Below are 12326 nucleotides of genomic sequence, written 5' to 3'. Positions count from 1 at the left end.
TCGGGGAAAACGTCCGCATGCTGGAAGCCTGTTGCACCGCTGTGAACTGCGGATTTCCCCGTCCGGCGGTCCGTCAGGCGGTGAAGCGCACCGCTCGCCGGATCTCCGGGAGGTCGGTCACCACCCCGTCCAGGCCGAGGCCGCGGGCCAGCCGGAGCTGGTCGTGGGTGTTGACCGTCCAGGCGACGACCTTCAGCTGTGCGGCGTGCGCCCGCTCGACCAGCTCCAGCGTGAGCCGGCGGATGTTCAGCGACAGCATGTACGCGCCGACGGCCTGGGCACGGTCGACGACGTCGGCGCCGTACCGGCTGCCGACCAGCGCGGTGCGCACGCCGGGCAGCAGCGTGCGGATGGCGGCCAGCGCCTCGTCGTGGAACGAGATCACCTCGACCCGGCCGGTCAGATCGCGCGCCCGCATGACGTCGGCCAGCGCCTGCGCGGCCGCCACGTCCTTGATCTCGGCCTGCAGCGGCGCCTTGACCGCGTCCACGACCTCCTCGAACACCGGGATCCGCTCGCCCTGGCCGGCGTCCAGCTCCCGCAGCTCGGCGAGGGTGCGCTCGGCGATCGGCCCGGCCCCGTCGGTGGTCCGGTCCACGTCCGCGTCGTGCATGACGACCAGCGCGCCGTCCTTGCTCAGATGCAGGTCGAGCTCGATGACGTCGACGCCCTCGTGCTCGGCACGTACGAAGGAGCGCAGGGTGTTCTCCGGCTCGACGCCCATGATCCCGCGGTGCCCGATGGTGAGAAAGGACAAGGCTGCCTCGCTTCTGTCGGCTCGGTAGTGCTGTCGGCTCACTGCCGGTGTCGACCGTCGACCGTCGGCAACGGCGTGCGAAACGGCGCTCAGCCTAACGGCCCGGATGCCCCGAAACCGGTTGCCGAACGACCCCGCGGTGTGTCCAGTACCCGTACCCGCCATATCCGGCCCCAGCCCCCCTCACCCACACGTGGGCGCGCCCCCGTCCCGCTGACGCGACCCCACCGGGCCGGCCTCGGAACCCCTCACTCCGTTCACCGGCGGGGGTGGGGGAGTGTGGCATATGCCACAGTGGCCGCAACCGGAGAAAGTGCCAAATCCCTTGCCGCTGCGGGCAGTAAGTGTCGCGAGAGCGGGCTGCGACAGGAAAAATGAGGGTTGTGGTGGGGTGTCGGCCGGATAATTTTCGGCTCCCCCACTTGAGCGGACGATCCTTGGCTGGTTACCGTGTGCTGACAACACGATCTACCGCCGGAGGGCAGTCATGACGGAAATTCTTTCGCCTGTGGGTGTCCCGGGAGACACTCCGACCGCAGAGCGCGTGGTGGATCACCCGGCGTGGCCCGTGCTCAAGGACGCCGTCGAGACCATCCGCCCCTGGCAGGCCAAGGACGGCTCGATCGACCTCGCCGCCGAGGGCGCGCCGACCGCCGACGCCGTGCGCGCCGAGGTCGAGCGGGCGATAGCGGCCGTCCGGGAGCTCGCCCCGCTGCTCCCGCACGACGCCGCCTACCACGAGGCGCTCGTCGCCGACCTGCGCCGCTGGGCCGACGGCGGCTACGGCGTGCCGGACTTCCTGGACTCGCTGCTCGCCTTCCAGCCCGCACAGGCGCGCGCCCACGGCCTCCAGCACCTGGTGCTGTTCCCCATGTACACCCAGAACGGCAACCCGGACCGCAACTTCGAGGCCGTGGTGCTGCGCATGGTCTGGCCCGACTGGCTCGCCGAGCTGGAGCGGACCCGCTACGACAACCCCCTCTTCTGCGGCATCGCCTTCGAGGACTTCACCGCCGGCTACGACACCAACTCCGCGGTCCTCTTCCCGGAGACCATCGCGGTGCGCGAGGCCCCCGCGCGCTTCACCTGGGGCGGCATCTTCTGCGACCGCGAGGCCGCCCGCTTCCGCCGGGTCACCGAGGCCGCCGTCGAGACGCTCGGCCTCGAAGTGCCCGAGGACATCCGCGAGATGCTCACCGACCAGGAGCGCTGCCAGGAGGCGTTCGTCCTGTGGGACATGGTCCACGACCGCACCCACAGCCACGGCGACCTGCCGTTCGACCCCTTCATGATCAAGCAGCGCCAGCCGTTCTGGATGTACGGCCTGGAGGAGCTGCGCTGTGATCTCACCGCCTTCAAGGAGGCCGTGAAGCTGGAGGCCGAGGGCTACTCCCAGGCCCGTGACGTGCAGTTCGCGGTGATCTTCGACCGGATGTTCCGCTTCCCCGTCACCGGCGACCGGGTCCGCAACTACGACGGCCTGGGCGGCCAGCTGCTCTTCGCCTACCTGCACAAGCACGACGTCGTACGCTGGACGGACAACACACTGCACATCGACTGGGAGCGGGCACCCAAGGTCACCAACGAGCTGTGCGGCGAGATCGAAAAGCTCTACCGCGACGGCATCGACCGGCCCAAGCTGGTCCACTGGTTCGCCGCCTACGACCTCGTCTCGACCTATCTCGCCCCGCACCCGGGCTCGGTCTGGGCCAAGGGACCGGACGCCCTCGACCTGGACCAGCCGCCGCGCAAGCTCGTGGACGACGTGCTCCCCGACGAATTCCCGCTGAGCATGTTCTACGAGGCGCTCGCCAAGAAGCTGCGTTCCGTGATCGCCTCGACCAAGGGCATCACCGCCCACAGCGACACGCTGGCGGCGGCATGAGCACCGACCGTGACAACCGGCCCACGGCCGTCCAGGAGCAGGACGAGGAGGCGACGGAGATGGTGACTTCGACGGGCGGTCACGGGCCGCTGGAGGGTGCGGTCATCGCGGTGGCGGGAGCGGCCGGTCCGGCCGGCCGGGCCACGCTGCTGCGGCTGGCCGAGGCGGGCGCCGTGGTGGTCGGCTCGGACGCCAACCCCGAACGGCTCGCCGAGGCCGTGGACGCGGCCCGCTACGCCCACGGCGGTGCCACGGTGATCGGGGACACCGTCGACCTCCTGGACCTCGAGCAGACCCGCGAATGGGCGGACCGCACGGAGAAGGAATTCGGCCGCATCGACGGCTTGGTGCACCTCGTCGGCGGCTGGCGCGGCTCGTCCACGTTCGCCGAGACCGACCTGCGCGACTGGGACGCCCTGCACCGGCTCCTGATCCGCACCGTCCAGCACACCTCGCTCGCCTTCCACGACGCCCTGGAGCGCAGCGGGAACGGCCGCTTCCTCCTGATCAGCGCGGCCGGCGCCAGCAAGCCCACCGCGGGCAACGCCGCCTACGCCGCCTCCAAGGCCGCCGCCGAGGCGTGGACGCTCGCCATGGCGGACGGCTTCCGCAAGGCGGGGGGCGAGCAGGGACCGCGCGCCGCGGCTGCCATCCTGGTCGTCAAGGCGCTCGTCAACGACCAGATGCGCGCCGAGCGACCGAACGCCAAGTTCGCGGGCTTCACGGACGTCTCGGAGCTGGCCGAGGCCATCGCCGGGGTCTGGGACCGGCCCGCCCAGGAAGTGAATGGACAGCGTCTGTGGCTGACCCCCGAGCCGTGACCGGAGCGAAGACCGACGCCCGGCAGCACCACGATCCGCAGATCCGCGGCTTCGCCAGCGACAACTACGCCGGCGCCCACCCCGAGGTGCTGGCCGCGCTCGCCCTCGCCAACGGCGGTCACCAGATCGCCTACGGCGAGGACGACTACACCGAGCACCTCCAGCGGGTGTTCCGCAGCCACTTCGGCCAGCGGGCGCAGGCGTTCCCGGTGTTCAACGGCACCGGCGCCAACGTCGTCGCCCTCCAGGCCGTGACCGACCGCTGGGGCGCGGTGATCGCCGCCGAGTCGGCGCACATCAACGTCGACGAGTGCGGGGCGCCCGAGCGGGTCGGCGGGCTGAAGCTGCTCACCGTGCCCACCGAGGACGGCAAGCTCACCCCCGAGCTGATCGACCGCCAGGCCTGGGGCTGGGAGGACGAGCACCGCGCCATGCCGCAGGTCGTCTCGATCACCCAGAGCACGGAGCTCGGCACGGTCTACACCCCCGACGAGATCCGGGCGATCTGCGAACACGCGCATGAGCGCGGCATGGTGGTCCACCTGGACGGTTCGCGGATAGCCAACGCCGCGGCGACGCTGGACGTGCCCATGCGGGCCTTCACCAACGCCGTGGGCGTCGACATCCTCTCCTACGGCGGCACGAAGAACGGCGCCGTCTTCGGTGAGGCCGTGGTCGTGCTCAACCCCGACCGGGTGCGGGCGATGAAGCATCTGCGCAAGCTGTCCATGCAGCTGGCCTCCAAGATGCGCTTCGTCTCCGTCCAGTTGGAGGCGCTGCTCGCCAAGGACCTGTGGCTGCGCAACGCCCGCCACGCCAACACCATGGCGCAGCGGCTGGCGGCCGGCGTCCGGCAGATCGACGGGGTGGAGATCCTCTACCCGGTGCAGTCCAACGCGGTCTTCGCCCGGCTGCCGCACGACGTGAGCGAACGCCTCCAGAAGCGCTACCGCTTCTACTTCTGGGACGAGCAGGCCGGCGATGTGCGCTGGATGTGCGCGTTCGACACCACCGAGGAGGACGTCGACGGCTTCCTCGCCGCGCTCCGGGAGGAAATCGCCCGCTGACGCCTCACCCGACGGGCCCGCGCCCGGCCGGAGGTCATGACATGACCGCCGGCCGGGCGTGGCCCATTTCCGGCACCCTCGCGGCGGCCCCGGCCGGTACATCACAATGAACTCAACAGTACGGTTTGATTTACCCTGCCCCGTCGTGCTGCAATGCCGCCGGATGGCCGCCGACGCGGCCGCGCCACCGGCAGCCACCGCCACGACCTGCGAGGAACGGCCCGATGTCGACACCCCTGTACGTCTCCGACGAGGTACGCGCCCTGGCGCCGGGCTTCGCCCACCTCACCGTCGAAGCCCACGGCCTGACGAACGGGCCCAGCGACGGGCCGAGCGCCGCATTGCTGGACGAGGCCGCCCGCCGGCTGGTCCGGCGCCTCGACGGGCGCGCCCCGCAGGAGGACCCGCACCTCGCCGCCTGGCGCGCCGCGTACACCGCCTTCGGCGCCAAGCCCTCGCGCACCCGCAACTCCGCCGAGGCGCTGGCCCGGCGCGCGCTCACGGACGGCGGGCTGCCGCGGATCAACCGCCTCGTGGACCTCTACAACGCGATCAGCGTCGCCCACCTCGTCCCCGTCGGCGGTGAGGACCTGGACCGCATCCAGGGCGGTATGCGACTCGTCCGGGCGGCCGGCGACGAGCCGTTCGCGACCGCGGCCGGCGGCGCCGGGGTGATCGAGCACCCCGAGGCCGGCGAGGTGGTCTGGTGCGACGACGAGGGCGTCACCTGCCGCCGCTGGAACTGGCGCCAGGGCGTCCGGACCCGGCTGACCGAGGACTCCGTCAGCGCGCTGTTCCTGCTGGAACGGATGGCCCCGATGCCCCTCGACGACCTCGCGGCCGCGGGCGAGGAGCTGGCCGAGGCGCTTCAGAAGAGCTGCCCCGGCGCCCGGATCGAGATCGGCGGGATCCGGACCGCATAGCGGCGGACCGGCACCGGCCGGCCCGCCCTGTGCCCTCGCGCTACGCGCCGGGCGCCGCCGGTGCCGTACCGCCGAGGTGGGCCGGGATCCACCAGGTGTCCTCGGGGCCCTTGGGCCGTACCGGATAGGCGCGCTGGGCGGCCTCCAGCAGGTCCTGGACGCGGGCCCGCAGCCGGTCGGTGATCTTCTCCGCCGGCTCGGCGGGATCTGCCGCCACCGGCTCGCCGACCCGGATGGTGATCGGTATGTGGTTCCGCCCCAGGTCCCGCTTGTGACCCTTGGTCCACAGCCGCTGGGTGCCCCACAGCGCCACCGGCAACAGCGGCACCCCGGCCTCCTGCGCCAGCCGCGCCGCGCCCGACTTGAAGGACTTCAGGGTGAACGACTCGGAGATGGTCGCCTCCGGGAAGACCCCGATGATCTCGCCCGAACGCAGCGCCGTCAGCGCGTGCTTGTAGGCGTGCATGCCCTGCGCGCGGTCCACCGGGATGTGCTTCATCGCCCGCATCAGAGGTCCGGACACCTTGTGCCGGAACACCGACTCCTTCGCCATGAACCGCACCAGCCGCTTGGCCGGGCGCGCGGCGAGCCCCGCGAAGACGAAGTCCAGGTACCCGATGTGATTGCTCACCAGCACCGCCCCGCCGCGGCGCGGAATGTTCTCCGTCCCGGCGATGTCGAACTTCAGGTCGAGCGCCTTGAACAGCGTGCGCGCGGCACCGATCACGGGCGGGTAGACGAGCTCTGCCATTGTCCGGAGGACCCCTTTTTCCATGCCTGGGGAGGGTTCTCCCGGCGGAAACCTACGCCGTCGTCACTGCGGCTTTCGGGAGATCGTGCCCGATTGTGGCCGCCGCGGCCAGCGCGCCGACCGCCCCGGCCGGGAGATCCTCGTCACGTACCGGCCGGCTCAGCCGGTCACCCGCCGCAGCAGAAGGTACATTTCGCACCCCAGGCAGTACCCGAAAGCGGCATTGAGGAAGGCCGCCGCGAGGGCCGCCGCAGTGGCCGCGAGCCCCAGCCACTGCGCCCCCGCGGCGAAACCGGCCAGACCCACCAGCGCGAAGAACAGCCCGACACTCTGCGCGAAGCGCGGCGGGGCCGGGTCCTCGAACGCCGTCGGCGCGGGCAGCCGCGGCCGCACCACCGCCTTGAACAGCCAGGCGTAGGGCGACCGCTGGACCCCGGCCACCGCCCCGACGGCGAAGACCAGCGCCTGGCAGGCCAGCAGCCATCCGCTCCCGCTGATCAGCACCGCCGCCAGCACCACGGTCGTCAGCGCCGCCCCGAACCGGGGGCCGCGTACGTCGATCCGGTCGTCGATCCCGTCGCTCGTCATGCCCCTACCTTCCCCCGGAACGGCCCGCGCGGAGCACCGGGAATCTTTGCGGTCGCGTGAACGCTGCACTCCTCGATGACCGGACTCATGGTGTGCCTCGCGGTGCTCGCGGCAGCGAGCCTCTTCGGCGTATGGCACCAACGCCGCAACGGGAGACTGTCGGTGCGCAAGCGGGACGAAACGGCGCGGCTCGGTGCCGCGGAGATCGGCACGGCGCTGGGGGAGCGTGCCACCCTGCTGCAGTTCTCCAGCGCCTTCTGCCAGCCCTGCCGCGCCACCCGGCGCACCCTCGCCGAGATCGCCGGCATGGTCGAGGGGGTGGCCCATGTGGAGATCGACGCCGAGGCCCACCTCGACCTCGTACGGAAGCTGAACGTGCTGCGCACCCCGACGGTGCTGGTGCTCGACGCGGACGGCACGATCGTCCGCCGCGCCTCCGGGCAGCCCCGCAAGGCCGACGTCATCGCGGCGCTCGGGGCGGCGGTCCGTGATTGATCTCCCAGATACCGGGCCGCCCTTGACGCTGTGGGTCACACATCGTCACTCTGACGTGATGCGGCCAGGAACCCTTCTCTACGGACGCGCCCACGTCGACCTTCTGCGGACCGCCAGTGCCCGCTGTCCGGGCGTGTGAGCAACGACGACACCACCGCCGCAGGGCGCCGTACGGGCCCCGGCGGCCCCGCCCCGGCTCGTCCGCCCCAGCAGAAGGACAACTCCATGACGGTCTCGTCCGGCCTCGGCACGCCCCGCACCGCCTCGCCTGACCTCCTGCGCTCCGTCTTCCGCCGGCACGCCGCCGGCGTCGCGGTGATCACCGCCCAGGGCTCCGGCCCGGTGGGCTTCACCGCCACCTCCCTCACCTCCGTCGCCGCCGAGCCGCCGCTGCTCTCGTTCGGCATCGGCACCGGCGCCTCCAGCTGGCCGGCCGTCTCGGTGGCCGACCACATAGGCGTCCACATCCTCGGCGAGCACCAGGCGGACCTGGCCGCCACCTTCGCGCGCAGCGGCGCGGACCGCTTCGGGCCCGGCACCTCCTGGCGCACCGGCCCCGAGGGCGTGCCGCTCCTGGACGGCGTACTGGCCTGGACGGTCTGCAAGGTCGTCGCCCGGGTGCCGGCCGGCGACCACCGCATCGTGCTCGCCCAGCCCGTCGTCGGCGACCCCGCGGGGCCCGGCCGCCCCCTCCTCTACCACCAGGGCCGCTTCAACGCGCTGCGCGACTGACGGGCCCGCCGCGGCCCGCTCCTCACCCGCGCTCTTCGCCCGATCAGGGCCGTTGGGAAGGTCACATTTCGACGGCCTTGATTCGGGGCACGAGACTGGATGTACTGGCGAGTAATATGGCGGTCGGCGTGGGGAACCGCATCCGACCGGGAGCCGCCCCGACAGGCGCCTATGCTGCCAACACGAGGCAGTTCTGAAGAGACCAAGCAGGTAGGAGAGCCGGCGTGAGCTTGAGGATCGTTGTCTGTGTGAAGTACGTGCCCGACGCCACCGGCGACCGGCACTTCGCCGAGGACCTGACCGTCGACCGTGACGACGTGGACGGTCTGCTCTCGGAGCTCGACGAGTACGCCGTCGAGCAGGCCCTGCAGATCAAGGAAGCGGCCGACGACGCGGAGATCACGGTCCTGACCGTCGGCCCCGAGGACGCCAACGACGCGCTGCGCAAGGCCCTGTCCATGGGCGCCGACAAGGCCGTCCACGTCGAGGACGACGACCTGCACGGCACCGACGCGCTCGGCACCTCGCTCGTGCTTGCCAAGGCCATCGAGAAGACCGGTTACGACCTGGTCGTCTGCGGTATGGCCTCCACCGACGGCACGATGGGCGTGCTGCCCGCCCTGCTCGCCGAGCGGCTGAACGTCCCTCAGGTCACCCTGCTCTCCGAGGTATCCGTCGCCGACGGCAAGGTCACCGGCCGCCGGGACGGCGACACCGCCAGCGAGCAGCTGGAGGCCGCGCTGCCGGCCGTCGTGTCCGTCACCGACCAGTCCGGTGAGGCGCGCTACCCCTCCTTCAAGGGCATCATGGCCGCCAAGAAGAAGCCGGTGGAGTCCCTGGACCTGGACGACCTGGACATCGACGCGGACGAGGTCGGCCTCGACGGCGCCTGGACCAAGGTCGAGGACGCGACCGAGCGCCCGGCCCGTACGGCGGGCACGATCGTCAAGGACGAGGGCGAGGGCGGCAAGCAGCTCGCCGAGTTCCTCGCGGGCCAGAAGTTCATCTGAGCCGCAGTCCTTCCCACCGCCCTCATTCTTCCCGCAGGAGAGCATTCCCATGGCTGAAGTCCTTGTCTACGTCGACCACGTGGACGGCGCCGTCCGCAAGCCCACCCTCGAACTGCTCACCCTGGCCCGCCGCATCGGCGAGCCGGTGGCCGTCCACCTCGGCCCGAACGCCGAAGAGGCTGCGAAGGTCCTCGCCGAGCACGGCGCCGTGAAGGTGCTGGCCGCAGACGTACCCGAGTTCGCCGAGTACCTCGTCGCCCCCAAGGTCGATGCGCTGCAGGCCGCCTACGACGCGGTCTCCCCGGCCGCCGTGCTGCTGCCGTCCTCCGCGGAGGGCAAGGAGATCGGCGCCCGCCTCGCGGTGCGCATCGGCTCCGGCATCATCACCGACGCCGTCGACCTGGAGGCCGGCGACGAGGGCCCGGTGGCCACGCAGTCCGTCTTCGCGGCCTCGTACACCACCAAGTCCCGTGTCTCCAAGGGCACCCCGGTCATCACCGTCAAGCCCAACTCCGCCGCCCCGGAGGCCGCGCCGGCCGCCGGTACGGTCGAGCCGCTCGCGGTGACCGTCGCCGACTCCTCCAAGGGCACCAAGATCGTCTCGCGCACCCCGCGCGAGTCGACCGGCCGCCCGGAGCTGACCGAGGCCGCGATCGTGGTCTCCGGCGGCCGCGGCGTCAACGGCGCCGAGAACTTCCCGGTCATCGAGGCGCTCGCCGACTCGCTCGGCGCGGCCGTCGGTGCCTCGCGCGCCGCGGTGGACGCCGGCTGGTACCCGCACACCAACCAGGTCGGCCAGACCGGTAAGTCCGTCTCGCCGCAGCTGTACATCGCGGCGGGCATCTCCGGCGCGATCCAGCACCGCGCCGGTATGCAGACCTCGAAGACCATCGTCGCCATCAACAAGGACGCCGAGGCGCCGATCTTCGACCTGGTCGACTACGGCGTGGTCGGCGACCTCTTCGACGTCGTCCCGGCCCTCACCGAAGAGGTCAAGACCCGCAAGGGCTGAGCCTCTCGGACGCCTTCCGGGCGCCGCCGTCTCCGGCAGAACCGCACGAGGCCCCGTACGCGCGGTGCGTACGGGGCCTCGTGCTGCCCCGGCCCCGACGGGGCCCCGGCGTCAGGTGTTCGGCAGCCGGTCCTTGCCGGGCTCCCCGTACGGCACCGGCTCGACGACGGCCACGTCCAGCGGTGCGGCCAGCGCCTCGGCGATCTCCGCGCCCAGGGCCGCCAGGGCCGGGCCGGCCGAGTGGGCGTCCAGGGACGCCTGGTCGGCCCAGTTCTCGATGACGGTGACCCGGTCCTCACCGGCGTGCACCGCGTAGAGCAGACAGCCCGGCTCGGCGTGCACGGCCGGGGTGTGCCGCCGGAACGCGGCGAGGACGTCCTCGCGGCGGCCTGGCTTGGTCCGGATGGTGGCGACAACGACGGGCACGGGGCCTCCTGGGGTGCTGCGGACGGGTGTGGTCACTGGTGAGTGATCGTAAGTGATCTTGGAGAGCGGGTTCCGGGATCCGCTCGCCGAGGAAGCGCTGGCGGAACCAGGCGCGTTCGACGTCGGTCAGGTGGCGCACCAGGCCGAGCAGGGTGAGGGTGGACGGCGGGTTTGCCGCCTCGGCGAGCTGTTCGCCGGTGAACCCGGTGCACTTGGCGAGGAGGGTGTCGCGAGGGAAGTCGAGCCGGCCCCGCAGCATCTCCCGCTCGCCGGCCGCGGCCGGGACGGCTCCGCGCCGGATGGAGGGTGCGGTCCACGTCAGGCCGCGAGTCCGATGGCGAGGCGCGGCGGGCGCCATGGAGTTTCCCGGGCCGGTGCCGGCGGCCGTGACCTGCACCGCCTCCCGCGGCGGGGTGTTGACCTCGGCAATCTCCCCGGTTAACTTCGCTCTACGGATTGTTGATTCCGTTAAGCGGAAAACGCCCGGCGGCAGCATCGGGCGTAAGCGTCGGGAGGGTAACGAATGGGGCAGCAGGAGACCGTGGCGACGAGCCTCGCGGACACCGTACGCGAGGGGATCGGCGCCGCACTCGCCCAGGTGGACGCGGATCTGGCCCGGCGCTACCCCGGTGACCCCGGCACCCGCCAGCCGGTGCACACGGTCTACGTGCCCGGCGACGTCTTCGCCGCCGATACCGTGCGCTCCTGGGGCGACCAGGCACTCGCCGCCCTGGACGAGCACGCCCCCGACGCCGCCGCCCTCGCCGCCGTACTGGACATCCCGGACGAGCTCGCCACCGACGTCCACGACCGCGTCCGCGCCAAGCTGACCCGCGAGCCCGTCGAGGACCTGCGGATCGACTTCGAGGACGGCTACGGCCCGCGCCCGGACGCCGAGGAGGACGAGGCCGCGGCCCGCGCCGCGGCCCTGGTCGCGGCCGCCTGCCGTGGGCGCACCTCCCAGCCGGAGGCCGGGGGACGCACCGCCGCCCCGTACATGGGCATCCGGATGAAGTGCATGGAGGCCGCCGTCCGCGACCGCGGCATCCGCACCCTCGACATCTTCCTCACCGGCCTGATGGCGGCCGGCGGACTGCCCGACGGCCTGGTCCTCACGCTCCCCAAGGTGACCTACGCCGAGCAGGTCACCGCCATGGTGCGGCTGCTGGAGGCGTTCGAGAAGGCGCACGGTCTGGAGAGCGGCCGGATCGGTTTCGAGATCCAGATCGAGACCACCCAGGCCATCCTGGGCGCCGACGGCCGGGCCACCGTCGCCCGGATGATCGAGGCCGCCGAGGGCCGCGCCACCTCCCTCCACTACGGCACCTTCGACTACAGCGCCTCCTGCGGTGTCAGCGCCGCCCACCAGTCCCTCGACCACCCGGTGGCCGACCATGCCAAGGCCGTGATACAGGTCGCCGCCGCGGGCACCGGGGTGCGGCTGTCCGACGGCTCGACGAACGTCCTGCCCGTCGGCCCGACGGCTCAGGTGCACAACGCCTGGCGGCTCCACCACGGCCTCGTACGCCGCTCGCTGGCCCGCGCGTACTACCAGGGCTGGGACATGCACCCGGCCCACCTCCCGACCCGTTACGCGGCCGTCTACGCCTTCTACCGCGAGGGCCTCGAACAGGCCGCGGCCCGGCTCGCGGCGTACGTGGCCAAGGCGGGCGGCGACGTCATGGACGAACCCGCCACCGCCAAGGCCCTCAGCGGCTACCTCCTCCGCGGCCTCGACTGCGGCGCCGTCGACACGGCCGAGGTCGCCCGCCTCACGGGCCTGACGCGCGCGGACCTCGACTCGCTGGCGGGGCGGGCGGGGTAGACGGGTCCATCCCCCCACCCCCGAACCCACCCCC

At 72.0% G+C, this 12326-nt stretch carries 13 protein-coding genes and 1 pseudogene; 9 read left to right on the top strand and 5 right to left on the bottom strand.

Going from position 1 to position 12326, the window contains the following annotated elements:
- Positions 1-73: 73 nt before the first annotated feature.
- Positions 74-757 carry a glycerophosphodiester phosphodiesterase gene (locus tag IG62_RS0109420; protein WP_030799756.1) on the bottom strand — a complete coding sequence of 228 codons (684 nt, stop codon included), beginning with the start codon at positions 755-757 and terminating at the stop codon, positions 74-76.
- Between the two features lie 487 nt (positions 758-1244).
- On the opposite strand from IG62_RS0109420, the gene IG62_RS0109415 reads away from it, so the two are divergent.
- From IG62_RS0109415 to IG62_RS0109400, 4 genes are all read left to right on the top strand, one after another.
- The gene (locus IG62_RS0109415) at positions 1245-2642 is read left to right on the top strand and encodes a DUF6421 family protein (protein ID WP_078871899.1); all 1398 of its coding nucleotides are present in this window, start codon (positions 1245-1247) and stop codon (positions 2640-2642) included.
- A 59-nt stretch (positions 2643-2701) separates the two neighbouring features.
- Positions 2702-3463, top strand: coding sequence for an SDR family NAD(P)-dependent oxidoreductase (locus IG62_RS0109410; RefSeq protein WP_030799752.1), 762 nt, complete (start codon positions 2702-2704; stop codon positions 3461-3463).
- On the top strand, positions 3460-4530 hold the full coding sequence (locus tag IG62_RS0109405) for a threonine aldolase family protein (protein ID WP_420711055.1): 1071 nt from the start codon (positions 3460-3462) through the stop codon (positions 4528-4530). The genes IG62_RS0109410 and IG62_RS0109405 overlap by 4 nt, the downstream gene beginning before the upstream one ends.
- Positions 4531-4754: 224 nt before the next feature.
- On the top strand, positions 4755-5453 hold the full coding sequence (locus IG62_RS0109400; RefSeq protein WP_030799748.1) for a B3/4 domain-containing protein: 699 nt from the start codon (positions 4755-4757) through the stop codon (positions 5451-5453).
- A 40-nt stretch (positions 5454-5493) separates the two neighbouring features.
- Here the strand turns inward: IG62_RS0109400 and IG62_RS0109395 are convergent, their stop codons facing one another.
- Both IG62_RS0109395 and IG62_RS0109390 read right to left on the bottom strand, forming a co-directional pair.
- A complete protein-coding gene (locus tag IG62_RS0109395) occupies positions 5494-6204 on the bottom strand; it encodes a lysophospholipid acyltransferase family protein (protein WP_030799745.1) in 711 nt (236 codons plus the stop codon).
- Positions 6205-6363: 159 nt separating this feature from the next.
- Positions 6364-6792 (bottom strand): DUF4395 domain-containing protein, encoded by a 429-nt coding sequence (locus IG62_RS0109390; protein WP_030799742.1) that lies wholly within the window; start codon positions 6790-6792, stop codon positions 6364-6366.
- Between the two features lie 75 nt (positions 6793-6867).
- Here IG62_RS0109390 and IG62_RS0109385 point away from each other — a divergent pair, with 75 nt between their 5' ends.
- The 4 genes from IG62_RS0109385 to IG62_RS0109370 all read left to right on the top strand — a co-directional run bounded on the left by IG62_RS0109385 (position 6868) and on the right by IG62_RS0109370 (position 10041).
- A complete protein-coding gene (locus tag IG62_RS0109385; protein ID WP_030799740.1) occupies positions 6868-7287 on the top strand; it encodes a thioredoxin family protein in 420 nt (139 codons plus the stop codon).
- 225 nt (positions 7288-7512) lie between these two features.
- Positions 7513-8019 carry a flavin reductase family protein gene (locus tag IG62_RS0109380; RefSeq protein ID WP_030799736.1) on the top strand — a complete coding sequence of 169 codons (507 nt, stop codon included), beginning with the start codon at positions 7513-7515 and terminating at the stop codon, positions 8017-8019.
- Positions 8020-8243: 224 nt separating this feature from the next.
- On the top strand, positions 8244-9029 hold the full coding sequence (locus IG62_RS0109375; RefSeq protein WP_078871898.1) for an electron transfer flavoprotein subunit beta/FixA family protein: 786 nt from the start codon (positions 8244-8246) through the stop codon (positions 9027-9029).
- Positions 9030-9078: 49 nt separating this feature from the next.
- Complete coding sequence (locus IG62_RS0109370) at positions 9079-10041, top strand: electron transfer flavoprotein subunit alpha/FixB family protein (protein ID WP_030413215.1); 963 nt, start codon at positions 9079-9081, stop codon at positions 10039-10041.
- 111 nt (positions 10042-10152) lie between these two features.
- On the opposite strand, the gene IG62_RS0109365 is transcribed toward IG62_RS0109370, so the two are convergent.
- Positions 10153-10467, bottom strand: coding sequence for a putative quinol monooxygenase (locus IG62_RS0109365; RefSeq protein WP_030799732.1), 315 nt, complete (start codon positions 10465-10467; stop codon positions 10153-10155).
- A 73-nt stretch (positions 10468-10540) separates the two neighbouring features.
- Positions 10541-10789: pseudogene (locus IG62_RS44385) on the bottom strand (DUF664 domain-containing protein); the annotation flags it as partial.
- 201 nt (positions 10790-10990) lie between these two features.
- Between IG62_RS44385 and IG62_RS0109360 the strand changes: the two are divergent.
- Positions 10991-12292 (top strand): DUF6986 family protein, encoded by a 1302-nt coding sequence (locus IG62_RS0109360; RefSeq protein ID WP_030799728.1) that lies wholly within the window; start codon positions 10991-10993, stop codon positions 12290-12292.
- Positions 12293-12326 lie beyond the last annotated feature (34 nt).

This window comes from Streptomyces sp. NRRL S-337 (genome assembly GCF_000720175.1).
Taxonomy (GTDB): domain Bacteria; phylum Actinomycetota; class Actinomycetes; order Streptomycetales; family Streptomycetaceae; genus Streptomyces; species Streptomyces siderophoricus.
The sequence above is the reverse complement of the archived record's forward strand: the minus strand, read 5'-3'. Positions and strand labels throughout refer to the sequence as shown.

What these genes read in the sequence shown, in the direction of transcription:
- IG62_RS0109400 (WP_030799748.1), top strand. Translation starts at nt 4,755, where the DNA reads ATGTCGACACCCCTGTACGTCTCCGACGAGGTACGCGCCCTGGCGCCG.
- IG62_RS0109380 (WP_030799736.1), top strand. Translation starts at nt 7,513, where the DNA reads ATGACGGTCTCGTCCGGCCTCGGCACGCCCCGCACCGCCTCGCCTGAC.
- IG62_RS0109385 (WP_030799740.1), top strand. Translation starts at nt 6,868, where the DNA reads ATGACCGGACTCATGGTGTGCCTCGCGGTGCTCGCGGCAGCGAGCCTC.
- IG62_RS0109360 (WP_030799728.1), top strand. Translation starts at nt 10,991, where the DNA reads ATGGGGCAGCAGGAGACCGTGGCGACGAGCCTCGCGGACACCGTACGC.
- IG62_RS0109390 (WP_030799742.1), bottom strand. Translation starts at nt 6,792, where the DNA reads ATGACGAGCGACGGGATCGACGACCGGATCGACGTACGCGGCCCCCGG.
- IG62_RS0109370 (WP_030413215.1), top strand. Translation starts at nt 9,079, where the DNA reads ATGGCTGAAGTCCTTGTCTACGTCGACCACGTGGACGGCGCCGTCCGC.
- IG62_RS0109415 (WP_078871899.1), top strand. Translation starts at nt 1,245, where the DNA reads ATGACGGAAATTCTTTCGCCTGTGGGTGTCCCGGGAGACACTCCGACC.
- IG62_RS0109395 (WP_030799745.1), bottom strand. Translation starts at nt 6,204, where the DNA reads ATGGCAGAGCTCGTCTACCCGCCCGTGATCGGTGCCGCGCGCACGCTG.
- IG62_RS0109410 (WP_030799752.1), top strand. Translation starts at nt 2,702, where the DNA reads ATGGTGACTTCGACGGGCGGTCACGGGCCGCTGGAGGGTGCGGTCATC.